At 64.2% G+C, this 25,733-nt stretch carries 16 protein-coding genes and 1 tRNA gene; 7 read left to right on the forward strand and 10 right to left on the reverse strand.

The features are described from left to right. Positions 1 to 23: 23 nt before the first annotated feature. The 7 genes from pglX (at position 24) to F2Q65_RS14620 (ending at position 13,997) form a co-directional block, all read left to right on the forward strand. Positions 24 to 3,638: a BREX-2 system adenine-specific DNA-methyltransferase PglX gene (gene pglX / locus F2Q65_RS14590; RefSeq protein WP_150094148.1), complete on the forward strand. Its 3,615-nt coding sequence runs from the start codon at positions 24 to 26 to the stop codon at positions 3,636 to 3,638. Between the two features lie 84 nt (positions 3,639 to 3,722). Continuing rightward, on the forward strand, positions 3,723 to 3,941 hold the full coding sequence (locus F2Q65_RS14595; protein WP_150094149.1) for an addiction module protein: 219 nt from the start codon (positions 3,723 to 3,725) through the stop codon (positions 3,939 to 3,941). Next, complete coding sequence (locus F2Q65_RS14600) at positions 3,938 to 4,240, forward strand: type II toxin-antitoxin system RelE/ParE family toxin (RefSeq protein ID WP_211354050.1); 303 nt, start codon at positions 3,938 to 3,940, stop codon at positions 4,238 to 4,240. Before F2Q65_RS14595 ends, F2Q65_RS14600 begins: the two co-directional genes overlap by 4 nt. Positions 4,241 to 4,244: 4 nt before the next feature. After that, the gene (locus F2Q65_RS14605; RefSeq protein WP_150094150.1) at positions 4,245 to 7,910 is read left to right on the forward strand and encodes a BREX-2 system ATPase PglY family protein; all 3,666 of its coding nucleotides are present in this window, start codon (positions 4,245 to 4,247) and stop codon (positions 7,908 to 7,910) included. Beyond that, positions 7,910 to 10,588, forward strand: coding sequence for a BREX-2 system phosphatase PglZ (pglZ, locus tag F2Q65_RS14610; RefSeq protein ID WP_150094151.1), 2,679 nt, complete (start codon positions 7,910 to 7,912; stop codon positions 10,586 to 10,588). Before F2Q65_RS14605 ends, pglZ begins: the two co-directional genes overlap by 1 nt. Then, positions 10,585 to 11,901, forward strand: coding sequence for a BREX system ATP-binding protein BrxD (gene brxD, locus F2Q65_RS14615; RefSeq protein WP_150094152.1), 1,317 nt, complete (start codon positions 10,585 to 10,587; stop codon positions 11,899 to 11,901). Before pglZ ends, brxD begins: the two co-directional genes overlap by 4 nt. After that, positions 11,898 to 13,997 (forward strand): DEAD/DEAH box helicase, encoded by a 2,100-nt coding sequence (locus tag F2Q65_RS14620; RefSeq protein ID WP_150094153.1) that lies wholly within the window; start codon positions 11,898 to 11,900, stop codon positions 13,995 to 13,997. The genes brxD and F2Q65_RS14620 overlap by 4 nt, the downstream gene beginning before the upstream one ends. A 112-nt stretch (positions 13,998 to 14,109) precedes the next feature. Here F2Q65_RS14620 and F2Q65_RS14625 read toward each other — a convergent pair whose 3' ends face one another. From F2Q65_RS14625 to F2Q65_RS14670, 10 genes are all read right to left on the reverse strand, one after another. Further along, positions 14,110 to 14,502 (reverse strand): hypothetical protein, encoded by a 393-nt coding sequence (locus F2Q65_RS14625; RefSeq protein ID WP_150094154.1) that lies wholly within the window; start codon positions 14,500 to 14,502, stop codon positions 14,110 to 14,112. Positions 14,503 to 14,696: 194 nt separating this feature from the next. Beyond that, positions 14,697 to 14,773 (reverse strand) — tRNA-Met (locus F2Q65_RS14630). Between the two features lie 83 nt (positions 14,774 to 14,856). Next, positions 14,857 to 15,717 carry a ferredoxin reductase domain-containing protein gene (locus F2Q65_RS14635; protein ID WP_150094155.1) on the reverse strand — a complete coding sequence of 287 codons (861 nt, stop codon included), beginning with the start codon at positions 15,715 to 15,717 and terminating at the stop codon, positions 14,857 to 14,859. A gap of 151 nt (positions 15,718 to 15,868) precedes the next feature. Continuing rightward, positions 15,869 to 16,051, reverse strand: a complete 183-nt coding sequence (locus F2Q65_RS14640; protein ID WP_150094156.1) for a hypothetical protein — start codon at positions 16,049 to 16,051, stop codon at positions 15,869 to 15,871. After that, positions 16,044 to 16,634, reverse strand: coding sequence for an electron transport complex protein RnfA (locus F2Q65_RS14645; protein WP_150094157.1), 591 nt, complete (start codon positions 16,632 to 16,634; stop codon positions 16,044 to 16,046). Before F2Q65_RS14645 ends, F2Q65_RS14640 begins: the two co-directional genes overlap by 8 nt. Next, the gene (rsxE, locus tag F2Q65_RS14650) at positions 16,624 to 17,286 is read right to left on the reverse strand and encodes an electron transport complex subunit RsxE (protein ID WP_150094158.1); all 663 of its coding nucleotides are present in this window, start codon (positions 17,284 to 17,286) and stop codon (positions 16,624 to 16,626) included. Before rsxE ends, F2Q65_RS14645 begins: the two co-directional genes overlap by 11 nt. Positions 17,287 to 17,438: 152 nt before the next feature. Beyond that, positions 17,439 to 18,131 (reverse strand): RnfABCDGE type electron transport complex subunit G, encoded by a 693-nt coding sequence (locus F2Q65_RS14655; protein WP_150094159.1) that lies wholly within the window; start codon positions 18,129 to 18,131, stop codon positions 17,439 to 17,441. Between the two features lie 4 nt (positions 18,132 to 18,135). Next, positions 18,136 to 19,188 carry an RnfABCDGE type electron transport complex subunit D gene (locus F2Q65_RS14660; protein ID WP_150094160.1) on the reverse strand — a complete coding sequence of 351 codons (1,053 nt, stop codon included), beginning with the start codon at positions 19,186 to 19,188 and terminating at the stop codon, positions 18,136 to 18,138. Between the two features lie 86 nt (positions 19,189 to 19,274). Then, entirely contained in the window at positions 19,275 to 20,645 is a 1,371-nt protein-coding gene (gene rsxC / locus F2Q65_RS14665; protein WP_150094161.1) for an electron transport complex subunit RsxC, read from the reverse strand. 120 nt (positions 20,646 to 20,765) lie between these two features. Next, complete coding sequence (locus F2Q65_RS14670) at positions 20,766 to 25,700, reverse strand: 2-oxoacid:acceptor oxidoreductase family protein (protein ID WP_150094162.1); 4,935 nt, start codon at positions 25,698 to 25,700, stop codon at positions 20,766 to 20,768. Positions 25,701 to 25,733 lie beyond the last annotated feature (33 nt).

Here is a 25,733-nt window from a genome sequence, read left to right on the forward strand (position 1 = left end):
GGACAATCCGAAGGAACCTCGACATGATCGACCGCCAGCAACTGCTCAAGGACCTGCAAGCCCTGCTGCCCAGACTCGAACAGGACATCCTGGCCTATGCCGAGGCCAGGCCCGAGCTCAGCGCCCACCTGAAGGCCGAATACGCCCAGGCCAAGGCCGCCAACCGCACGGCAGAACACTTCGTCGCCTGGCGCGAGGCCCAGATCACCCAGGCCGCCGTGGCCTGGCTGCTGGCGGCGGTGTTCGTCCGCTTCCTGGAAGACAACCAACTGCTGGACGAGCCCCTGCTGTCCGGCCCGGCCGGCAGCCGGCTGCAGCACGCCAGGGACCGCATCGGCATCTACTTCCGCGAACAGCCCACCCATGCCGAGCGGGAGTACCTGTTCCAGCTGTTTGAACAATTGGAACAAATGCCCGTGCTGCGCGAGCTGCTGGACCGCCAGCACAACCCGCTCTGGCAACTGCCGGTCTCGGCCGATGGCGCCAAGGCCATCATCGACTTCTTCCAGCAACTGGACCCGGCCACCGGCGCCATCCGCCACGACTTCACCGATGCACGCTGGGACACCCGCTTCCTCGGCGATCTGTATCAAGACCTGTCCGAGTCCGTGCGCAAGCGCTACGCCCTGTTGCAGACCCCGGAGTTCGTCGAGTCCTTCATCCTCGACTACAGCCTGGAGAAGGCCATGCAGAGCTTCGGCCTGCCCGGACTGCGGCTGATCGACCCGACCTGCGGCTCGGGTCACTTTCTGCTCAGCGCCTTCGAGCGCCTGTTCGACGCCTGGATCAGACGCGAGCCGGCCACCAACGCCCGCGCCCTGGCCCAGCGGGCGCTGGATGCCGTCCATGGGGTGGACATCAACCCCTATGCCATCGCCATCGCCCGCTTCCGCCTGCTGATCGCCGCCATGAAGGCCGCTGGTAGCGACAGGCTCAGCGCGGCGCCGGACTTCCACTTCAACCTGGCGGTGGGGGATTCGCTGATCCATGGCCGGCGGCATGCGGTCGAGGATTTACGAGGCCAGGGCTACCAGAGCGACCTGCTCGACGAGCCCATCCGCCATGTGCTGGAGGTGGAGGACCAGGCAAAGCTGAGCCGGATTCTCAACCAGCAATATCATGTGGTGGTCGGCAATCCGCCCTACATCACGGTCAAGGATGCCGCCCTGAATCAAGCCTACCGAGCCAAATACCCCACCTGCCACCGGCAATACTCCTTGGGCGTGCCCTTCACCGAGCGCTTTTTCGACCTGACCCTGAGCGCAAGAGACAACCAGCCGGCTGGCTACCTGGGCATGATCACCACCAACAGCTTCATGAAACGGGAATTCGGCAAGAAGCTGATCGAGGACTACCTGCCGCACAAGGACCTGACCCACGTCATCGATACCTCCGGCGCCTATATCCCCGGCCACGGCACCCCGACGGTGATCCTGTTCGGTCGCAACCAGAAGCCCCAATCCGAGCGGATTCGGGCCGTGCTGGGGATTCGCGGGGAGCCCAGCACCCCAGGCGATGCGGCCCAGGGCCAGGTCTGGCAGTCCATCCTGAGCCTGATCGAAAAGCCGGGGAGCGAGAACGCCTTTGTCAGCGTGGTGGATCAGGAACGTGAGCTGTATGGCAAACATCCCTGGAGTGTTGGGGGCGGCGGGGCGACAGAATTAAAATCAGTAATCGAATCAAATGCAGATCGCAAACTTGAGGATTTGATTTCATTGATTGGATTTGTCTGCATGACGCGCGCAGATGATATCTATTTCTCAAGGAGAGAGACTTTACTAAGATTCGGGATTGAGTCTGAGTATGTCATTTACAATATCGAAGGTGATCGCGTCCGAGACTGGGCCATTGATGATCCAAGTGCGACTTGTTTTCCGTATGACCAGACTTTACAACCTCATTTGTCGCAAAGTTCGGAAAAATTTCTTTGGCCTCACCGGACAGCACTTTGGCTGAGACGTGAGCCTAATGGAAATCACTTCGAGATTGGTTTGACATGGTTCGAGTGGAGTCGTTTTCAAAGAGAACGCTTCAAAATCCCTCTCTCCATCACCTTCGCCTTCGTCGCCACCCACAATCATTTCGTCCTCGACCGGGGCGGCAAGGTATTCAATCGATCGGCGCCGGTCATCAAGCTGCCTGCCGATGCCAGCGAGGACGATCATCTCATCCTGCTCGGGTTGCTCAACAGCTCCACCGCCTGCTTTTGGATGAAGCAGGTGTTTCACAATAAAGGGGCGACTAGCGATAAAGGCGTTTTGCAGGATGATCCAGAGAAATTCAGATTCGAGTTTGATGGCACGAAGCTAAAAAGTTTCCCCATTCCCGAACTCAATGACCTTCAAAGAGAAAAACTGCTTGACCTGACTAAGTTCCTGGATGAATTTGGCAAGTTAATAGGAGGGTTTAGCTTTAAGGATATGATCGAACAAAATTGCTCAGGAGACTTGAAGAAGTCAATTGAAAAAAGCATTTTCGAAAGAGAACAACTAAGAGCCTGGATGGTTCGATGGCAGGAAGAGCTGGATTGGCTTTGCTATGAGTTGTATGGCCTTCTGTCCGAAGGATCTGGCTGTGAATCCCTGATATGGCAGAGTCATGTGGAGGATATGCCCGCCCTGTCTGGTGATGATCGGGCGTATCGTTATCTCTCCCGTCCCGATTCCCCAAACGATGCGCGGACTAGAGCAAGAATTCACCTCATTAAGACGAATAAGAATATCGGGCTGATTGAGCGCCCCGAATACAAGCGTCGTTGGTTCAAGTCTGCCGGGGCATACAACGCTGAAAATCTATCGGATAGCATGCGGGTTACCGATGCCTTGGAACAATGGCTGCTGGATCATCTGGAAGCCCAGTGCCACGCCCCGGAGCTCCTCACCTGCGCCCAACTGGCCGACCGGGTCCGACATGACAATGCCTTCCAGCAGGTGGCGGCCCTCTACCTGGGCACCGACACCTTCGACGCCCAGGCGCTGGTGGCCCAGTTGGTGGCCGATGACCAGGTGCCGCAGATGGCCGCCTGCCGCTACAAGGCCAAGGCGCTGCCCAAGTTTCGCGCCTGGCAGGAGACCTGGGCGCTGCAGCGGGCCGAGGATGCCATCGATGCCCGCACCGAGCTGCCCGAGACCGATCCCAACCACCTGAGCCCGGAGGCGGCGGCCACCCTGAAGCGGGAGCAGGTGGGCGACATCCCGCTGCCGCCCAAGTATGCCCAGGCGGATTTCGCCAAGGCCAGCTACTGGCCCCTGCGGGGGAAGCTGGATGTGCCCAAGGAGCGCTGGTTCAGCCTGCCCGGCTGCGAGAAGGGAGGTGACAGCACCCTGGTGATCGGCTGGGCCGGACTCGATCACCTGCAGCGAGCGCAGGCCATCGCTAGCTGGTACCTGGACCGCAAGGAGCAGGAGGGCTGGAGCGCCGGGGCACTGCAGCCGATGCTGGTGGCCCTGGATGAGTTGATCCCCTGGCTGCAGCAGTGGCACAACGCCATCGACCCGGAATACGGCGAGCGCATGGGCGACTACTACGAGGGCTTCCTGCAGGAGGAATTGCGCCAACTGGAGATCGCCCGGGATGCGCTGCTGGACTGGCGCCCACCTGCCGCCACGCGCGGACGCCGGCGCAAGATCGCAAGCTGAAGCGCCTGTTCTGGAACCTGGCCCTGGGGAACCCTTACCTGGGGGACAATGGCGGCCCAGGCCGCACTCACGTGGAGAGAGACGATGTTACCGAAGTTACCCCTGGATGAGATGAGTGTTGAGGAGAAGTTGCAGACCATTGAAGTCCTGTGGGACTCCCTCAGCCATGACCCGGATGTGATCGAATCGCCGCAATGGCATGGCGAGATTTTGGCTCAGCGGGAACAGGCCATCGAGCGCGGCGAGGATGAGTTTGAGGACTGGGAAACCGCCAAGAAGCAACTGCGCGACGAGCTGTTGTGATCATCCATATCCTCGGCTCGGCCCGCCGTGATCTGGCGGCCGGTTTTCGTTTCTACCAGCGCCAGGCGCCGGGGTTGGGCGGCTATTTTCTGGATTCCTTGTCTTCGGACATCGACTCCCTGCTGATTTCCGCCGGTGTCCACGCCAAGGCGTTCCGACGTTACCATCGGCTGTTGTCCAAGCGCTTTCCCTATGCCATCTACTATCGGATGCAGGGCCAAGAGGTGCGCGTGGTTGCAGTTTTTCACAGCCGGCGTGATCCGGCCTGGATCGACAACCAATTGAAGCGTAGGACCTGAGGTCATGACCCTGATCAAAGACCTGATCGAGATCCCCGAGCGCGTCCAGCGCGGAGATTTCGTGCTGAACCTGGCCAGCGGCCTGGAGGCCGAGGCCATCGACCAGACCCTGCGGGACTATGTGGTCACGCCGCAGCTGGCCAACTGCTTCGACAACGCCCTGGGCTTCATCAAGAGCGCGGTCACCGCCGGGCAGAACCGCAACAAGGGCGCCTATCTGCACGGCAGCTTCGGCAGCGGTAAATCCCATTTCATGGCGGTGCTGCATCTGCTGTTGCAGGGCAACAGCCAGGCCCGGGCCATCGCCGAGCTGGCGCCGGCGATCAGCAAGCACGACGACTGGATGCGCAGCAAGAATATCCTGCTGGTGCCCTACCACATGATCGGTGCCGCCAGCCTGGAGTCGGGGGTGCTGGGCGGCTACGCCCGCCATGTGCGCAAATTGCACCCCGAGGCGGCCGTACCGGGCTTCTACCTGAGTGAACGCCTGTTTGCCGATGCCAACGCCCTGCGCGGCCACATCGGGGATGCGGGTTTCTTCGCCGCACTCAATGCCCACAGCGGGGCCTCCGGCGCGGATGACGGTTGGGGTGATGCGGCCGGTGGCTGGGATGCGGTCAGTTTCGATGCGGTGCTGAACGGTCAGGCGGGTGAGGATGACCGCACCCGTTTGGTCAGTGACCTGATCGGCAGCCTGTTTTCCTCCTTCACGGATCTGGCCAATACCCAGAGCGGCGGCTATGTCGAGTTCGACGAGGGGCTGCGGGTGATGACCCAGCACGCCAAGGCCCTGGGCTACGATGCCATCATCCTGTTCCTGGACGAGCTGATCCTGTGGCTGGCCAGTCACTTGTCGGACCAGGGCTTCGTCCAGCGCGAGATTCAGAAGGTGGTGAAGCTGGTGGAGACCGGCATCCCCCGGGAACTGCCGATGGTGAGCTTCATCGCCCGCCAGCGGGACCTGCGCGAGTTCGTCGGTGACCAGTACTCGGGCGCCCAGCAGGTGGTGCTGAGCGATTCCCTCAAGCACTGGGAGGGGCGTTTTCATACCATCACCCTGGAGGATCGCAACCTGCCGGTGATCGCGGAGCGGCGCCTGCTGCGGCCGATCGACGCGTCGGCGCGGGCGCAGATTTCCGAGGCCTTCGCCCAGACCGAGCAGATGCGGGCCGATGCCTTCAATATCCTGCTGACCAGCCACGGCGACCGGCAGATGTTCCGCAGCCTCTATCCCTTCAGCCCGGCCCTGGTACAGGCGCTGGTGGCGCTGTCCTCTGCCCTGCAGCGGGAGCGCACCGCCCTGAAGGTGATGCTGATCCTGTTGGTGGAGCAGCGCGACACCCTGACCCTGGGCGGGATCATCCCGGTGGGCGACCTGTACGACGTGATCGCCTCCGAGGCCGAGCCCTTTTCCGAGCAGATGCGGCTGCACTTCGACAACGCCAAGCGGCTGTTCGAGCGCAAGCTGATCCCCTTGCTGGAGGCGGAGCACGGTCTGACCTTTGCCGGCCTGACCGAGCTGCCGGCCAGCGATCCCAGACGGGTCGCCTTTGGTAACGACATGCGCCTGCTGAAGACCCTGCTGCTGGCGGCCCTGGCGCCCGAGATCGAGAGCTTCAAGCAGCTCACCGCCCACAAGTTGGCCGCCCTCAACCACGGCACCATTCGGTCGCCGATTCTCGGTCGGGAGGCGCAGACGGTCTTGCAGAAGTGCCGCAAGTGGGCCGGTCAGGTGGGGGAGATCAAGATCAGTGACGGAGCCAGCCCGACCATCGGCATCCAGCTGTCCGGCGTGGACACGGAAAGCATCCTGGAGAAGGCACAGATCAATGACAACGAGGGGAACCGACGGCTGCTGATCAAGCGCCTGCTGTTCGAGGCCTTCGGGGTGCGGGACGACAATCAGCTGTTCGTCGAGCACGAGTTCAAGTGGCGGGGTACCCGTCGCCAGGTCGAACTGGTCTTTCAGAACATCCGCGAGATCACTGACAACCAGACCTTCGAGTCCCGCGATGACGACTGGAAGGTGATCATCGACTATCCCTTCGACAGCCGGGGCTATTCGCCGGTGGACGATCAGGCGCGGATCAAGGAGTACGAGGACCAGGACGGGCAGGCGCGCACGCTCTGCTGGTTGCCCTATTTCCTGAGCCAGGCGGCCCAGAGAAACCTGGGCAAGCTCGTCATCCTGGAGGACATCTTCAAGAGCGACGACCGCTTCAACCAGTACAGCGATCACCTCAGCCCGCAAGATCGGGCCAGTGCCAAGAGCCTGCTGGACAACCAGCGCAGCCAGTTGCGCCAGCAGATCAAGGATTATCTGCTGGGCGCCTACGGGGTGGCGGAGCCCTTGCCCGGTTCGCTGGATGATCACGCGCACCTGGCCAGTCAGTTCCTGTCCCTGCAGCCGGGGTTCAGTCCGCGTCCGCCGCAGGGCGTGACCCTGGGGATGGCGTTCGAGCAACTGCTGGGGCAGGCGCTGGCCTTCCAGTACCCCGACCATCCCGAGTTCTCGACGGAGGTCAAGCTGACCGATCTGGGCAAGGTCTATGAGCAGATTCGTCGAGCCATCCGCGCCGCGCACGGGCGGATCGACGTGGATGCCGGGCTGCGCGGCCTGATGGCCCAGATTGCCCAGCCGCTGGGCCTGGGCGAGATGCACGAGCGGCATTTCATCTTCAAGACGGATTGGCCCCAGCATCTCAGTCGGGAACTGGCCAGGCAGGGCGGGGCGGTGACGGTGCAGGCGCTGCGCGAGGCCATGGATCAGCCCAGGCCCAGGGGGCTGCCGGTGGCGGTGCAGAATCTGCTGATCATGGTCTTCGCCGAGCAGGGGCAGTATGCCTACAGCCGGTATGGGAATGACTATGACGATGTCACCCTGAAGTCGATCCCCGATGATCTGGTGCTGGTCAAGCAGGAACTGGCGGAGCCGGAACCTTGGCAGGCGGCCCTGGAGCATGCCGGTGCCCTGTTTGGGCTGACACCGAGTCCCTTGTTGACGGCGAACAACCAGAACCAGCTGCAACGGCAGGTTCAGGAGGCGGTGAGCGCCGACCTGGAGAATTGCCGCAACCTGCAGGCCGATCTGGACAGCCATCTGGACCGGCTCGGCATCGACAAGTCCTGCCACCGCTACCAGAACGCGGCGCTGGCCCTGACCCTGTTGGAACGGCTGAAGGACCTGGAAGGCGTGGCCCTGGTGGACAGCCTGGCGGCGGTGACCCCGGTGACCAGCCTGCAGGCGCTGGGCAAAAGCATCCGTTCCGCAAGTCGCGTGAGCAACGCCCTGGCCGACAACAACTGGGACTTGCTGCAGACGGTCTGGACCGGTCCGGACCCGGCGGGCGCGCAGGTCAAGGTGCGCGTGACTCAGGCGCTGCAGGCCGACGAGTTGGTGACCGCATTGGCCGATGCCTTGCGGCAGGCGCAAAAAGAGGCAACCGGCATCATCACGCGGCGAACGCCGCCCGTGAATCCGCCAGTGAATCCACAGGTTAACCCGACGGTACACCCGCCGCTATCCAAGGGAAAGAAGATCTTGAAGTCCGGCGCACACCAGGGGCTGGGTGCCCATGAGGCCCATTGCCTGCTCGATGATATTCAGGCAGAGCTGAATGAAGGGGTGCTGGTGGATATCAGCTACCAGATCGTCGGCGAGGCGGACTGATGGTCGATGCGGTGATCCCGAACCCGGTACTGACCCAGCTCAAGGCGATCTTCAACGCAGAGCCCGGCGCCGACCCGGTGGCCTTGGTCTGGCCCGAGCCGATCGAGCCGATCGAGTCCGTCATCCAGGTCGCCGGGCGTGAGGTCCGCCTGGTGTTCTGCCCGTCGGAGCTGGCCCTGCGCGAGCGCCTGGTCGGCCATCAACCCAACGAGCGCAACCTGGTGTTGTTGACGCCCTTCGACGAGTCCCGGCTGGGCAAGGATGTGCTGGCCCGCCTCTGGGGCAACGAGCCCAAGCGCATCAGCCCCTGGCGCACCCTGGAGCAGTTGCTGCAGGTACGCCAGATCGATCCGCGTCTGACCGTCAAGCACTATCGCTGGATCGCGGACGCCTTGCTGAACAGCTACGAGGCCTATCGGGGCGCCATCCGCTTTGGCGAGGTACTGGACTTTGATCAGGCCTGGCAAGCCCTGGCGCTGGGCTGGCTGGGATACACCGAGGCCGAGGTCGATCTGGACCTGTTGTTGCGCTGGTCGTTGGACCCCGCCACCAACAGCCGAGTGAAGGCGCTGCCTGCGGAGGTGCTGAACCATCTGGGCGATTGGTTGAAGCCCCGGCTCGGGGATCAGTTCCCGGTGGTGCTGAGTCTCTGGCAGCAGGGGCATGCCGGTGACATGGCCGCTGTCGGGCTGATCTGCTCGATGCTCTACCGACCAGGGCTGAAGCCCTCCCAGTCGTTGTTCCTGGCACGGGGCCGGTTGAGTGAACGCTACCTGGGTGGGGCCAGGCTGACGGAAGACACCTTGACCCGCTTCGGACAGCAGACGGCCGATTTCCTGGTCCGACAGAGGCGCCAGTCCGGTGCCCCGTCGATCTCCGCCTGCTTGACCCTGGCCGAACAGATACTGGCCAGCCTGGACCTGGCGGACCTGGCGATCGATTCCGATCTGCTGCCGATGGCCTTCGGTCAACGCCTGGACCGGTTCGCCAAGGCGCTGCAGCGGGCCATCAAGGGCAAACCCCTGATCCCCGCTCAGGCGGCCTTGCGGCAAATGCAGCGCCACCAGTTGGCCGATGCGCGCAGGGACCAGGTGCGACGCGCCGAGCTGGCGGTGCGCGCCTGTGCCTGGCTGAACAGAGAGACGACGCCCCTGGACAGCGCGGCGGGCATGATCCAGGACTTTGTCCGCGAAGGGGGCTTCGTGGATTGGGCGCGCAGTCATGTCTGGCTGGGCGATGAGCACGAAGGGGTCAGCGCGGCCTACAGGGCGCTCAACCAGCGGCTGACGGAGCGGCGTGAGCAGATGAACGAGGGCTTTGGCCAACACCTGGCTGCCCTGGCCCAGGGTGACTCCATGGGGCAGGGCATCTGCCCGGTGGAACGCGCCCTGGATGAGATTCTGGTGCCCCTGGCCAAGCAGCGGCCGGTCTTGCTGCTGGTGCTCGATGGGATGAGCCAGGCGGTCTATCGCGAGTTGTCCGATGACCTGGTGCGGCACACTTGGGTCGAACTGCAGCGGGAGGGCACTGATGGCCCCGGCTGCCTGCTTGCTGCGCTGCCGTCGATCACCCGCGTGAGTCGGTATTCCCTGCTGGCGGGCACCCTGGGGGAGGGCGTGGCCAATGACGAAAAGAAGGCCTTTGCCGGCCATCAGGGGCTGAAGTCCCTGGCCTCGAACAAGTACCCGCCGACCCTGTTTCACAAGAGTGACCTGCAGCAGCCAGGCAGCGGCGCCTTGTCGAGCAGCGTGCGCGAGGTGATTGCCGGTCAGGAGCATCGGGTGGTGGCTGCGGTGATCAACGCCATCGACGATGATCTGGGCGGTGGGGCACAGGTTGCCCTGCACTGGTCGGTCGCAGCGGTTCACCTGTTGCGGCAGATACTGGAGGCGGCCCGGGAGTCGGGACGGCTGCTGGTCATGACCAGTGATCATGGGCATGTGCTCGATCACGACATGACCTACCGGGCGACGGAGTCCGAGGCGGAACGCTTCAAGCCGGGGGAGGCAAAGGTGGAATCCGGCGAAGTGCGGGTGCGGGGTCAGCGAGTGATACAGCCCGGTCACGCGGTGGTGCTGCCCTGGTCCGAAAAGATCCGCTATGCCGCCAAGAAAAAGGGCTACCACGGCGGTGCCAGTCTGCAGGAATTGGTCATCCCGCTCGGTGTGTATCGCAATGGCGGTGAGACGGATCCCATCGAACACTGGACAGAGGTGCCGCACCGCGTGCCTGACTGGTGGCAGTGGGAAGACGCCCGCGAGGGGGTTGCTGAAGCGCCGCCTGCGGCAGTCCCGTCAACAGCGAAGCAGCCTGAGCAGCGACAGGCCGACCTGTTTGCCGCCCTGGAGCCCAAAGCGGCGACCGACGCGGAGAGCGACTGGATCGGCCAGCTATTGGCGTCCTCGGTCTATCAACAGATGAAGGCGCGCCATGGCCGCAGCGGCATCGACGACGCGCAGCTGGAGCGACTGCTGCGCCATCTGTCCGAGCGGGGCGGGCAACAGATGCTGGGCGCCCTGGGCAAGGCACTGGGCATTCCCGGCCTGCGCATCAATGGGTTTCTGGCCAATGTGCAGAAGCTGCTCAACCTGGACGGTTACCCGGTGCTGTCGATCGATCGGGCCGCGAAATCGGTCCGGCTCAATGTCGATTCCCTGAAGACCCAGTTTGAGCTATGAGCATCAGTCAGCAGCGACGGGAGGAGATCATCGACGCGCTGCGGCGCGGCACCGTTCCGCAGTACGGGCTGGATGCGCTGGCCGTTGGCTTGTCCGGTTTCGAGCCCGCCTTTGATGCCGAATTGAAGAAAGTGGCCCGGGGGTCAGGCCAGTTCAAGGCGATCCGGGGCGAATACGGCAGCGGCAAGACCTTTATCTGTCGCTGGTTGCGCGAACGTGCCCATCAGCTGGGGTTCGCCTGCTCTGAGGTCCAGGTCTCGGAAACGGAGACGCCCTTGCACCGCCTGGAGACGGTCTACCGGCGCTTGATGGAACGCCTGACCACGCCGGATACGCCCTCGGGCGCCTTCCGCACGGTCATCGAGGCCTGGTTCTTCACTCTGGAAGAGGATGTCATCGCCCAGGGGGCGGTCGATCCGGATGATGTCGAGGCGCTGGTTGCAGCCACGGATGCCTTGATGGAGAAACGCCTGGGCGAGGTGGTGCGCAATGCCCCGACCTTTGCCCTGACCCTGCGTGCCTACCGTCGCGCCCTGATGGAAGAGCAGGAGGAGATCGCAGACGGTCTGTTGGCCTGGATGGCCGGGCAACCCAACATTGCGGCAGCGGTGAAGCGCTACGCCAGGATCAAGGGCGATATCGATCATTTCGGGGCGCTGAGTTTCCTGCAGGGGGTGCTGACCATCCTGAAGGATTCCGGTCATCCCGGCCTGTTGCTGGTGCTGGATGAGGTGGAGACACTGCAGCGGATGCGCAGTGACGTGCGTGACAAGAGCCTGAACGCCCTGAGGCAAATCATGGACGAGCTCGACAGTGGCCGTTTCCCGGGACTCTATGTGGTGATCACCGGGACCGCGGCCTTCTTCGAGGGCCCCATGGGGGTGCCGCGCTTGCCGCCATTGGCGCAACGCCTGGCGGTGGACTTCAGCACCGATGCGCGCTTTGACAATCCCCGGGCCGTGCAGATACGCCTGAAGGGCTTCGACCTGGATTCCCTCAGCGAAGTCGGGCGCAAGGTCCGGGATCTCTACGCCCAACAGGCGGCAACGGATCGCATCGCCAGGCGGGTGGATGATGGCTACATCGAACAGCTGGCAAAGGCGGTGACCGGTGATCTGGGAGGCAAGGTCGGGATCGCACCACGCATCTTCTTGAAGAAGCTGGTGGGTGAGGTGCTGGACCGGGTGGATCAGTTCGAGGACTTCGATCCTCGTCAGCACTATGTCTTGACCCTGCAAGACCATGAGCTGACCGGCACTGAGCGTACTGCCCGGGGTGCGAATCGGGTGGACGACATCGATCTCGAGCTATGAGCGCCTTTGACCAGCTCCACCCGGCACTCCAGCACCACATCGTCAATAGTCTCGGCTGGAAGCGGCTGCGTCCGCTGCAGGAGGCGACCATCGTGCCCGGTTTACGGGGCGAGCATGCCATCCTCCTGGCGCCCACCGCCGGTGGCAAGACCGAGGCGGCGATCTTTCCTGTGCTGTCGCGGATGCTGAGCGAGCACTGGCAGGGCTTGAGCGTTCTCTATGTCTGTCCGATCAAGGCGCTGCTGAATAATCTCGAGCAACGCCTGGCCTATTATGCGGGACTGCTGGGGCGCCGGGTCGCCCTCTGGCATGGGGATGTCAGCCCCTCCAGGAAGTCCAGGCTGGTGGTCGACCCCCCGGATATCCTGCTGACCACGCCGGAGTCTCTGGAAGTGATGCTGGTGTCGCGACGCATCGACCACTGGCTGTTCTTCGCCCATCTGCAGACCCTGATTATCGACGAGGTGCATGCCTTCGCCGGGGACGATCGTGGCTGGCACCTGATGTACCTGCTGGAACGCTTGTCGCGCATTGCTGGGCGTGAGCTGCAGCGGCTCGGGTTGTCGGCGACGGTGGGGAATCCGGAACGATTGCGCGACTGGCTGACGCATGGCTGTGAGCGGCCGGGCCATGTCCTGAAGCCACCGGCGGAGACGGGTCTCCAGCCCGAGGTCGAACTGGATTGGGTCGGCACCCTGAAAAATGCGGCCATCGTGATCTCGCGGCTGCACCGAGGTGAGAAACGCCTGGTCTTTTGCGACAGCCGGGCCAGGGTCGAGCAGCTGGCGGTGGAGTTGCGGGCCTTGGGCGTCGATACCTATGTGTCCCACAGTTGCCTGAGCCTGGAGGAGCGCACCGCCGCCGAGAAGGCATTCAGCGCCGGCAGCAATTGCGTCATCGTGGCCACCAGCACGCTGGAGTTGGGCATCGATGTCGGTGATCTGGATCGGGTGATTCAGATCGATGCACCGGCGACGGTCTCCTCCTTTCTGCAACGGATCGGCCGAACCGGGCGCCGCGCCGGCACCTCGCGCAATTGCCTGTTTCTGATCACCCGAGAGGCCGCCTTTCTCCAGGCCGCCGCCTTGCTGCAGCTCTGGTCCGAAGGTTTTGTGGAGCCCATTCGCCCGCCTCCGTTACCGCTGCATATCCTGGCCCAGCAGCTCATGGGGCTGGCCTTGCAGGAATCGAGCATCACGCGGGCCGATTGGCGGTCCTGGTTGCCGAGCCTGCCCGGGCTGGATGGACTGGCAGAGGCGCGGCTCGACGCTGTGCTGGACCACATGCTGGAGACTGGCATCCTGCATGAGGATCAGGGCTTGATCAGCATGGGGGCAGCGGGGGAGCAGCGGTTTGGACCCAAGAATTACTTGGCGCTGTTCTCGGTCTTCCTGTCGCCACCGCTGGTCAAGGTGTTTCACGGACGCCAGGAGATCGGTGAGGTGGATCAGCGCTCCTTTGCCGTGAAACAGGAAGGACCAGCCGTCATCGTGCTGGCCGGTCGGCATTGGCAAACCCGATACATCGACTGGACGCGACGGATCGCTTATGTCGAGCCGTCAGAGCACAAGGGGCGGTCGCAATGGCTCAGCAGCGGTCAGCCGATGCACTTCGACATGGCGCAGGCGGTACCCCGGGTGATGCTGCAGCCGGAGCCACCGGCCCGGTTTTCCCGCCGGGCGCTGGAGATGCTGGAGACGTTGAAACTGAGCTTCGACTGGGTTGAGCAGGGCAAAACCCAGCTGGAGTTTGCCGACCAGGAAACCGCTGTCTGGTGGACCTTTGGCGGAAAGTTGATCAATGCGGTGATCGCGAATCAATTGGCGAGGATCGCCGACAAGCTGACTGCTGATGATTTCTGCGTTGGCATGCATGGGTTCAGCCATGCCGGGGCAATCATCGATGCCGTCAGGGCCCTGCAAGCACAAGGGGCTGACGCCTATGCCGTGCCTTTGGATGAGGATTTTATCGGGGCATTGAAGTTTGGGGCCTGTTTGAGTCCGCAGGCCATGGATGACGAATTGTCGGCTCGCTATGATGATCGCGATGGGTACCGTGCAATCATGATGCTACCGATGGTTGTTGTCCGTCATTGATGAACCCCAGATCCTCCCCTCCCACACCACAGGGGCCAATAAATCGCTTTCACCTGTGCAACCCCTTTGTGCGGAAAACGGCTACTCAGACGCCATGCCCCGATCAAGAACCCTAGGCATCGCGCAGAATGGCCGCCATGTCCTCCTCGGTCACCGGCAGCGTCAGCACCGCATGCAGCACAAAGCGCTCGGCGAGCAGGGGGACGTACTGAGTCTGCGCCTTGTCGACCAGCACGATCACGCGCGCCGCCGGTGCCGTGGCGCGCAGACTCGCAAGGAATACATCCAGATTGCTGACATTGGCGCCGGCGTAGTTGTTGCCGAAGCCGTAGAAGAACTCCGCCACCACCCAGTCGGGCATGGTCCGCTTGAGCGCCTTCAATGCCTTGCGCTGGGAGGGCAGGCGCACCTGCTGGATGCCCAGGCGCTGGCAGAGCCCCTCCAGCCGCGGGTGGGCGGGGGATTCGATGATGGAGAACAGGATCTTGTCCGCTGTGGAACTCATGGTACGCCCAGGAGCGCCGTCGCCTTGTCGCAGTACCTGGGGGACGTGTAAGCCCGCAGGGTAATCCGGCAAGCCCTGGGTGCAACCCTAGGCAATACCTTGGACGAGTTCATCGTGAGGGGGAAGTACGGGATGGCTGTTGCGGTCATGTGCGCCAATCAGGCATTGGCGCAGACCGTACAGATAGATTTCAGTGGTAGCGGGGGCAGGATTTGAACCTACGACCTTCGGGTTATGAGCCCGACGAGCTGCCTGACTGCTCCACCCCGCATCTGAGCTTCGCAGTATACTGCTGCTTTGTCTGGTGCGCAAGGGTTTGTGCGATTTTTTTGCCCTTGCGGTTCGCCGCGGTTGTCACTCGTAGATGAGTTCGGACCAGCGGCCCTGGTCGATCATGCGCCGTTTCAAGGCGCTCCAGTCATCGTCGCTGCCGAGCTTCTCGGCCATGACCTTGTCGAAGACCCGCGCGATCTTCTCCAGACCGGACAGGAAGACGTGGGTATTGGGCGCCTGGATCAGGCTCAGCGCATCTTCGGCATTCTGGTTGATGCCCTGCGCCAGGGCCTCGGACGAGGTCATGAGCGGCCGTGTACCCAGGGCCTTGAAGGCCTTGAAGGTCTTCTCGTCGTAGTAGTTGGCCAGATCGCTGGTTTCGTCGTTGGCGTACATCAGGTCCAGACCGCTACGACCGCCGTAATAGAGACGGACCTGGCCCTGCCAGTCGCCGCGGCGCTCGTAGATCAACTGGGCGAAGGCGCGGAAGGGCGCAATGCCGGTGCCGGTGCCGATCATGAGCAGGTTCGCGGTATTGTCCTGCGGCAGTTTGAACGGGCTGTGATACGGGCCGCTGATGGTGAGCTCGGCGCCTGGCCCGGCATCGCAGAGGTAGTTCGAGGCGATGCCCGGGTAGCGCTCGCCGCTGATCTCGTCCACGTAGAAACAGCGGCGCACCAGCAGGTCGATATCGACACCGTCGCTGCCGGGCAGATTGCGCGCGTTGGCGATGGAGTAGCGACGCAGGTGGTAGGGGTTGCCGAAGGGATGCGGTCCCGGCACCAGCACGCCGATGCTCTGGCCCTCGACGAACTGGAAGGCCGGGTCGAGTACCTGCAGCTTGATGTGGCGCACCTCTGCGGTGTTGTCCGGCGTGATGCGCTGCGAGTCCTTGATTACCGCCTGGGTGGTCGGGCCGATGTTGGCCGGGGCTTCAGTCATGATGTCTCGACTCCTGGTGAGCGTGATAAGTCGATGAAACTAACCGCAGAGGTGCAGAGAACGCAGAGGGCAGGAATGATTCGACGGAGTCCCTGTCTTGCCTCTGTCGGCTTTAGGTCTCTGCGGGGTAAAGTTTTCGGGGCCTGGCGAGTCAACAACCGCCACCGCTGGAGCGTTCGCAGTGGCCGCTGCCGCAGGAGCAGCCGCCGCCCTCGGGGCGATAGGGCCCGAGCTCCGGGTGCTGGCGCGCGAAGCGGGCATAGCGCTGCTGCACCCAGACCCAGCCCGCGAGCACGGTGAAGATGATCAGCACGGCAAGTGCGAGCTTAGCCAACGGAGCCTCCCAGGCCGGCAAAGCCCATGAAGGCCAGCGACAGCAGGCCCGCCAGCATCAGGCTCATGGCCGCGCCCTGGCTCACGTCCGGCACCCGCGCCAGCTCCAGCTTCTCGCGCAGACCGGCCATCAGCATCAGGGCCAGCATGAAGCCGACGCCAGCGCCCAGCGCATAGACCAGGCTCTGGACGAAGCTGTATTCCTTGGCGGTCTGGAACAGGGCCAGACCCAGGATGGCGCAGTTGGTGGTGATCAGCGGCAGGAAGATGCCAAGGGAGCGGAACAGCGCCGGGCTGAAGCGCTTGACGAACATCTCCACCAGCTGCACCGCCGAGGCGATGACAGCGATGTAGCAGATCAGGCGCAGGAACTCCAGCTCCAGCTCGGTCAGCAACCAGTTGATGCCGTAGGCGGCGGCCGAGCTGACCAGCATCACGAACATGGTTGCCAGACCCATGTTCCATGCGGTCTCCTTCTTGGCCGAGACGCCGAGGAATGGACAGATGCCCAGAAACAGCGCCAGCACGAAGTTGTTGACGATGGCGGCGTTGAGAAAAATGGAGTAGAGGGATTCAGCCTGCATTGGCGGGGACTCCGGCGTGTTGCAGGGCCTTGCGCTCCTTGCGCAGGCGCAGCCAGTTGAATAGCAGCAGCCAGGTGCCGAGCACGAAGAAGCCTCCCGGCGGCAGGATCATGACCACCCAGGGCTGGAAGTTCTCGCCGAACAGCGGGATGCCAAGCAGGGTGCCGTTGCCCAGTACCTCGCGCACGGTGCCGAGGGAGAGCAGGGCAATGGTGAAGCCGGCGCCCATGCCCAGGCTGTTGATCAGGGTGGTGTGCAGACGCTGCTTGGAGGCATAGGCCTCGGCGCGGCCCAGGATGACGCAATTGGCGACGATGAGCTGGATGAAGGCCCCCAGCGCCGCATACAGCTCCAGGCTGATGGCCTGGATGCCGTAGTCGACGATGGTGACGAAGGTGGCGATGATGACGATGTAACTGGCGATGCGTACCTGCTTGGGGATCCAGTTGCGCAGCAGCGACACCAGCACGCTTGAGCAGACCAGCACGAAGGTGGTGGCCAGCCCCATGGCCAGGGCGTTCATCGTGGTGTTGGTCACCGCCAGCACCGGGCACATGCCGAGCAGCATCACGAACACCGGGTTCTCGCGCCAGAGCCCGCGGACAAAGGTGTCCAGGCTCAGGTTCTCGGTGGTGTTGGGCAGGTTAGCCATGACTCACCTTGTACTCATCTTGTATGGATAACTGTATCAACCACAGAGGCGCAGAGGGCGCGGAGGGAAGACCAGAGGAATGCGTACTGCTTTGCTCTGCGTGTTTCTCTGTGTTCTCTGCGTCTTTGCGGTTTTCTTTCAGACGTCGCGCGTCAAGGACGCGGTGTCGCCGCACTTAGCACGTCGCGGTCGCGCTGTATGACCGGGACGATCTGTTGCGCGGACTGGTTCAGTGCCCGTGCCATGGCATTGCCGGAGATGGTGGCGCCGGAGATGCCGTCGATCTGCCAGGGCTCGGTCTTGGTGCCGTGCTTGACCAGCACGATGGCATTGGCCAGGCCCGTCCCTGCGGCATTCAGCCGGGCATCCAGGGCCTCGAAGTTCTGCAGAAAGGCCGGGTCGGTGTCGATCTTGTCCCCAAGCCCCGGCGTCTCGGTGGAGCGCAGCACCTTGCTGCCGATGATGCAGGCACAGGCCGGGTCGTAACCGAACAGGAATTCGATGATGTCCTGATAGCCCCGTGCCGCCGCCGGGAAGGCCACGCCCCGTAGCGTGCCGTCGGCATTGAAGCCCGCAAACAGCCGCAGACCTTCGGTGCCAGCGTCCGCCGGTGACAGCCCGGCATCGGTGAGCCGCAGATCGACCTTGGTGACCGCGCCAGGCAGCACCTCGAACACTGCCTGCTCGGTCAGCACGCGCTGGTTCTCGGCGATGATGGGCTTGGTGTACTGATAGATCAGCACCACCAGCAGGCCGGACAACAGGGCGATGCCGGCGAGGGTGCGCAGCATGGCCCAGCTCGGTGTGGCCGGCTGTTGGGCCTGGACTTCGACCTTGATGTTCATGGCGTTATTTCACCTTGCGCGACTGCTTGACCGCGCCATAGACCTTGGGCTGGGTCCAGCTGGAGATCAGCGGTGCCGCGGCGTTGGCGAGCAGGATGGCATACATGACGCCCTCCACCAGGCCACCGAACAGTCGAATGATCACGGTCAGTGCGCCAATGAAGACGCCATAGATGACCATGCCGCTGACGGTGACCGGTGAACCCACAAGATCGCTGGCCATGAACCAGGCACCGAGCATCAGACCGCCGGTGAACAGCACGAAACCGGGGCTGGGGTTGGCACTGCTGTCCAGCAGCCAGAACGGCAGCGCGGTGAGGGCGGCGCCGGCCATCACCGCCACCGGGATGCGCCAGTCCAGCACGCGCTTGAACGCCAGCCAGAGCCCGCAGAGCAGGATCAGCAGGGCGGAGGTCTCGCCGGCGGAGCCGGCGATCATGCCGGTGAAGACCTCGGTCACGGGCGGCTCGATCTGCTGGAACTTCTGCAGCGCCAGCGGGGTCGCCCCGGACCAGGCGTCCAGTTGTAGTCCGGCGATCCAGTCCGCCACCGGGACGGGTTGCATGAAGGGCATGGTCAGGGTCGAGGGGATGACCTCGGTGAAACGCCCGGGTGCAAAGGCCGGCGTCCAGGTGGTGATGGCCACCGGGAAGGCCGCCTGCACGAAGGCGCGGCCGACCAGGGCCGCGTTCATGACATTGAAGCCGAGCCCGCCGAACAGCGCCTTTCCCAGCGCCACACCGACGAAGGCCGCCACCGCCGCCATCCACAACGGGAAGCCCGGCGGCAGGGTCAGGGCCAGCAGGATGCCGGTGATGACCACGGACCAGTCCGTCAGGGTATTGCCCTGACCGCTCAACCGTGCGAACAGCCACTCGGTGGCCATGGCCACGGCGGTGGTGGTAAGGATCAAGAGCAGGGCACTGAGGCCGAACTGATAGATCGAGAAGGCACAGATCGGCAGCAACGCGATGACCACGCTGCGCATGATGCGATCCACGCTCATGGCCCGCTTCAGGTGCGGGGAGGTCCGGATCTCGATGGGCTTAGCGGGCATGTTCGGGGGTCCTGTTCAGGGCCGGGCGCGGAGACGTCAGCGCTGCCGGCTTGGCGGCCGGCGGCTGGAGGCTGTGGCCTTGCATCTCATCCATTCGCCAGATCCCTGTTGATCGACTTCGCAATGCGAAAGTACTGGGTCAGCGGGATGTTTGACGGACAGACATAGGCGCAGCAGCCGCACTCGAAACATTGATCCAGATTGAACTCTTCGGCCATGCGCGGGTACTGGCGGGCCTGGGCCAGCTCACCGAGCATGGACGGGTTGAGCGAAATGGGGCAGGCCTTCAGGCACTCGCCGCACTTGATGCAGGGGTAGACCTTGCGCTGGTGCAGGTCAGGGTCTTCCTGCCGCAGCGCCACCACTCCCGACACGGCCTTGGTCACCGGCACATCCAGCGAGGCGACGGCCATGCCCATCATCGGGCCGCCCAGGATCACCTCGCCGACGTCGTCGGCGAGCCCCACCTGCTCTAGCAGGAAGCGCACCGGCGTGCCGATGGGCACCATGAAGTTGCCCGGATGCTCCACGGCGGGGCCGCTCACGGTGACCACGCGCTCGATGAGCCCGCGGCCCTTGGGCAGCAGGTCGCCCATCTGCGCCAGGGTGCCGACGTTGTAGACGGCGACGCCGAGATCCGCCGGCAGGCCGCCCATCGGCACCTCCTTGCCGAGCAGGCTGCTGATCAGCATCTTCTCGGCGCCCTGGGGGTACTTGGTCTCAACGGCCTGGGCGGTGATGACCGATGCGGCGGACGGGTCGCGGGCCGCTTCCCCGGCCAGGTACTTGCGCAGGTGTGCCACGGCATCGAGCTTGTTGTCCTCGACGCCGATGATGGCACGCTGGGCGCCGGTGGCCTTCATCGCCAGCCGGATACCGCGGAACAGCGCATCCGTCTGCTCGAGCATGATGCGGTGATCGCAGGTCAGGTAGGGCTCGCACTCGCAACCGTTGACGATGACGGTGTGGATCGTGCGGCCCTCCGGCGGGCGCATCTTCACATGGCTGGGGAAGGCCGCGCCCCCCAGGCCGACCAGGCCGGCGTCCTGCACGGCGCTGATGATCGAATCCGGGGTCATGACCTCCAGGTCGCGCTCGAAGTCATAGAGCACCTGCTGGCTAGCAGCCTCGTAGACCTTGAGCCGGATGGCCGGCGCCTTCGGCCCCTCGGCGGTGGGCACCCGCTCGATGGCGCTGATGATGCCGGTGGCCGGCGCATGCATCGGCACGGACACGAATCCCTCGGCCCGCGCGATGGGCTCGCCGCGCACCACCTCCTGGCCCACCTTGACCAGGGGCACCGCTGGCGCACCCTTGTGCTGCGCCAGCGGAATCACCAGCTCAGGCGCAAACGATAACCGGCGGATCGGCTTGTCCGCCGTCAGCTCCTTGTGCTCGACGGGATAGATGCCGTGCTCGAACGTCGGGTGGCGATGGAAAAGGCTTTGAAGACCCATGTGTGGCGTTCAGGTTGGTTGGGTGGGGAGCTGCCAGCCTCCAGCCTCCAGCCAGAAGGTCCTGTCTGCTGGCTGCGGAGGGCTTGGCGCTGGTGGCTGGCAGCTGGCGGCTGGCGGCTTCTACTGATACTTCTCCGCCCGTTTCACCAGCTTGTCCAGGCCGGCCTCGGCGGGGTTCCAGGGCGTGCCGGGATGGATGCAGCCAGCGGTGCACTTCTCGGCGGCCTTGACGATGTCCTTGAACGAGCCGCCCTTGGGGTCGATGACCTCCACCTTCTTGTCGGCGTTGTACTTGAAGATCTTGGGGTTGATCACCACGCACTCGTCGCAGGCGGTGCACTCGGGCGTTTCCACCCAGACCGGCTCCCAGTCGCCTGATGCTGCGCCGGCAGGCTGGGCCGCGCCGTTGCCGCCGGCGGCGGCGCCATTGCCGCCATGGCCGTTGCCGCCGCCGGTCAGCGCCGACAGGGCGGACGCGTCGCCGCCGGCCATGGCCAGCAGGCTGCTGGTGAGCCTTTGCGCCATGTCGGCCTTGGCCTCGTTGCGTACCTGCTCGATGTCCACCTTGTTCAGCTCGCCGCAGAGGCCGCGCAGCTGGGTCCAGAAGCCCAGGCGCTCCTCGCAGGAGGCGACCAGCTCCTGGCTCACCAGCACCCGCATGAGCCGGTTCTTGGCATCCACGCCCCAGACGTACGGGAAGTGGCCTTCCCGCTCGTCCTCGTCCAGCTGCAGGAACTCGGCGATGGGCACCATGCTGTCGTTCCAGGTCTCCGGCGGTGCCTTGCGGAAGTGCTTGCGGAAACGGCCCTCGGTCATGGCGAAGTCGACAAAGGTGAAGGGCACCTCCATCTCCGCCGGCTCGCCCTTGGCGTCGGTGTATTTCAGGGTCCAGCTGATCCAGTCCTGGTCGATGTTCGGGTTGCCCTCGATGGAGCAGCATTCCTCGAAGCTGGTACCGGCGTCCGGGTCATAGCGGAACAGCGGATAGGCGCGGGACTCGATGACCATGCGCGCCTGGTGCGTGGACATGTCATCGCCGATGCCGTGCTCCGGCTGGCAGCTGGTGTAGACGTTGAACAGGGCCGGACGGCGGGCATTGAGGCCGTCGATGAAGCCCTCCAGCAGGTGGGTCAGGTTGCCGGCGCTGCTGTTCAGCACGAAGCTGGTGCGATGGGCCATGCCGATCAGGCCCATCTCCTTGCGGATCTCGACCTTGCCCTTCATGGACTTGCCGTAGGGGGTCATGTCCGCCACCTGGCCGATGAAGCCCGAGGTGCAGGCCTGGCCGCCGGTGTTGGAATAGACCTGGGTGTCGAGCACCAGGATCTTCACCGGATGGCCGGTCATCAGGGCCCGCGACAGGTTCTGGAAGCCGATGTCGTACATGGCGCCGTCGCCGCCCACGGCAACCACTGGCGGGCAGAGCAGCCACTCCTCGTCGGAGAAGGCGCGCCAGTCGAAGTAGGTCAGGGCCTCGGCGTGCTCCGCCGGGTTGTAGCCGCCGTCCAGTTCCAGCCGTGCCATGCGGATGGCCTTGAAGCCCTCGGCCATCTTGCGCATGTGCCCCTCGAACAGGCCCAGCGCCATGGAGGGTGAGTCCTGGAACAGATGGTTGGCCCAGGGGAAGGGATAGGGATTGTACGGGAAGGTGGCGCCCCACACCGAGGTGCAGCCGGTGGCATTGACGATGCCCATGTTGGTGCGGGGCTGCGGCGCGGTGTACTGGGCCTTCAGATGGCGCAGCTTGTCGAGCACGCCGGTGACCCAGGTCAGCCATTCCTGATCCACCGGCTCGCCGCGCTGGGCCTGGTCCAGCTCGGCGGACAGGTCCGACAGGTGCAGGTCGGCATCCTTGTGTGCCGCCACGGCCTTGTTGATGGCTGCGGTGTTGCCCAGGTCGATGTTGGCCGCCAGCTTGAGCCGCACCTGGGTCTCCAGTCGATTGATCAGGTCGTCCAGTTCCGCCACATGGCGCTTCACGCGGCCCTGCATCAGTGCGCTGACGGTGCTCGTGAACAGGTGAATGACAGTCTTCTCGCCGCAGCCCATGCAGGCGCCGTCGCCGGAGACCATGGCCTGGTAGTTTGACTTGTCCAGCAGCAGGGTCTCCAGCGCGCCGACCTTGTCGTCCAGGTCGTCGATGCGGATGAAGTCCGGGTCCGTGGTCGGCAGCGACAGCCAGGTATCCCAGCGCGCGCGCATCTGCTCGATGGCCTCGTCGGTCTGCGGCTCCGAGATCAGCGCGCCGTCGTCGCAGACCTCGATGCACTCCATGCAGCCCTTGCAGGTGTAGGGGTTGACGGTGATGCTGAACAGCCCGCCGCTGCCCTTCTGCTTCTTCTCGCGGTTGTTCCAGTAGGGCTTGGTGATGGCGAACTGGTAGTCGCCCAGGGCCTGCAGCAGCAGGCCGAACTCCTGCTCCATCTGCGCCTTCTGCTCCGGCTCGCCCTCGTAGGCGGCCAGTGTCTCGAGCACGGCCTGATCCATCAGCGCGTGCATGTCGGCGGCCTCGCCGGCGGCTTCCACCAGTGCGCGCAGGCGCTTCTCGACGTTGCGCGTCTCGCGGCGCAGGTGCTGGGTGGGCAGGCCGCGCTCCACCTTGGCGATGGCGGCGGCGAAGACATCGGAGACCTTGTTGACCAGCCCCGGGATGGCGCTGTCCGGGCAGACCGCGAAGCAGTTGCCGCAGGCGGTGCAGTTCTCCGGCAGGTATTTCGGATAGCTGAAGCGGATCTGGGTCATGTCGCGGTAGACGCCGCTGGAGGCGGGCATCAGCGACAGGGCCATGTGCGGATCGGCCAGGTTGTCGCTGCCGCGACCGCTGGCGTAGAAGGCGCCGGTCTGCTCCCAGAAGCGGTGCACGTCGCCAACGCCGCCGTCGCCCTCGGGCAATTGCTTGAGCATGACCGGCAGGCCGGGCGCCTTGCGCGACATGAGCTGGCCGCTGATGACCGGCTTGTCGGTGATCTCGACGATCTCGTCGAAGCCGCGGCGCACGATGCGCAGGTTGTCCTGCACCACGCGCTCGCCCTTGGCGCCGAACTTGCTGCGGATCTGGTCCTCGATGGCCTTGAACAGGCCGGTCTCATCGAGCCCGGCCCGCTGCATCAGCGGCGAGGCGGCAAAGAAGGCACCCTGAAAGGCGATGCCCTGCATGCGGAACTGCAGTTCAGGATCGGACGCCTCCTCGCGGGCGATGCGGAAGCCGTCGATGAAGAATACGCGGATCTCGTGATCGACGATGAACTTGCGCGCCGCTGGCGGGAAGCTGGCCCAGACCTGCTCGGCGTTGTCGAGGCTGGACTGGATGATGAAGCTGCCGCCACGGTCCAGACCCGCCAGCGGGTTGGAGTGGGTGAAGACGTTCGGATCCGGGCTCAGCACCACGTCCACGTAGGTGTATTCGCAGTTCAGCCGGATCGGCTCAGGTGCCGCCGACAGGAAGTAGGTGGTGGGCTGGCCCTTCTTCTCCGAGCCGTACTTGGGGTTCGCGCGGATGTCGAAGCCCAGCAGGTCATACAGGGTCATGGCCAGGTTCTTGCCCGTGGTCACGGCGCCCCAGCCGCCGACCGAGTGCATGCGCACGGTGATGGCGCCCTTGGGCAGCAGGTTCGGATTCTCGCTGCCGCGCAGGGCCAGGTCGCCGATGTGCGGGTAGGCGTCCTTGAGCCGCTGGATGCGGATCTCGTCCTTGGGATCGAAGGGCTCGCGGACGAAGTCCACGGACAGGTAGAAGAAGGGGCGCCGGGCGCCACCAGGGATCATGTTTTCCACCGCCGCGATCAGGCCCTCGGGCTGCAGATCGCGGGAGCCCAGGCCGTAGGAGCCGGAGTACAGCCGCGGCATGTCGCCCTGGCGGTAGGCGACGTAATCCGGATAGGGCAGTGCCTCGCCCTTGCCGACGGCGCCGTTCTCCAGGCACTTGGTCAGCGCGGCGCGTACCTCGCGCATCATCGGCAGGTCTTCGGCCAGGGGCTGGTCGGTACGCTCGAGCACAGCCACGCCCTTTCGGCCCTTGAGCAGCTGGCCGACCAGGTCGCCGGGGAAGGGGCGCCACATGGTCAGGTTGATGACGCCGACCTTGAGCTTGCGGGTGTCGCGCAGGTAGTCTGCCACCGCCTCGGCCTGGGTGATCATGCTGCCCTGACCGACGATGATGTAGTCCGCATCCTTCAGCCGATAGCCGCTGGCGCGCTGGTACCGACGGCCGGTAAGCCCATGGAACTCATCCATGACCTGATCGGTGATGGCCGCGATATGGTCGAAGAAATAGGGCCGCTGGGCGGCCACGGCCTGCATGTAGGCGTCCTGATTCTGCACCGAGCCCGAGGTGAAGGGGTTATCGACGTCCCACACCAGGGGCACGCGCCGGCGCGTCTCGCCATAGACCAGCTTCTGCGCCGGGGTCGGGCAGTCGATGATGTCGTCCGGGCGACCCAGGAACTCTTCCACCAGCCCACGCTCAGGCACCTGCAGGGGCTCGATCAGATGGGTGGTGAGGAAGCCGTCCTGGCCCACTGCGGCCGGCGTCAGGGTCAGTTCGGCGACCTTGCGCGCGATCAGGTTCAGGTCGGCCGCCTCCTGGGCGCTCTTGCCGAACACCTGCAGGAAGCCGGTGTCGTCGATGCAGTGATAGTCGTCGTGTGCGCAGTGGACGTTCAGGCTGGCCTTGGTGATGGCGCGGGCGCCGATGTTCAGCACATAGGGCAGGCGCTTGCCGACCGCCGAGTACAGCGACTCGTGCATGAAGGCCACGCCCTGGGCCGAGGAGAAATTGGTGGCGCGCAGGCCGGTCATGGACATGCCGGCGGTCACCGCCGCGGCGGCGTGCTCGGACTCGGGCTCGACGAAGATCAGCGGATTTCCGGAGACGTTCAGGTGGCCCTTGGCCATCTCCTCGGCCCAGTATTCGCCCATCTGGGTGGAGGGGGTGATGGGGTAGGCGCCGGCAGCATCGGAGGCCTCGCGTTCGCACATGATGACGGCGGTGTTGCCGTCCATCGCCATCCGCTTGCCGGGATACTTGACCTGCTGTTCGTCTTTCTTGCCGAGCATGGTACTTCTCTGTGTTGGATCCCGCCCTGTCGG

This window comes from Thiohalocapsa marina (genome assembly GCF_008632335.1).
Lineage (GTDB): Bacteria > Pseudomonadota > Gammaproteobacteria > Chromatiales > Chromatiaceae > Thiohalocapsa > Thiohalocapsa marina.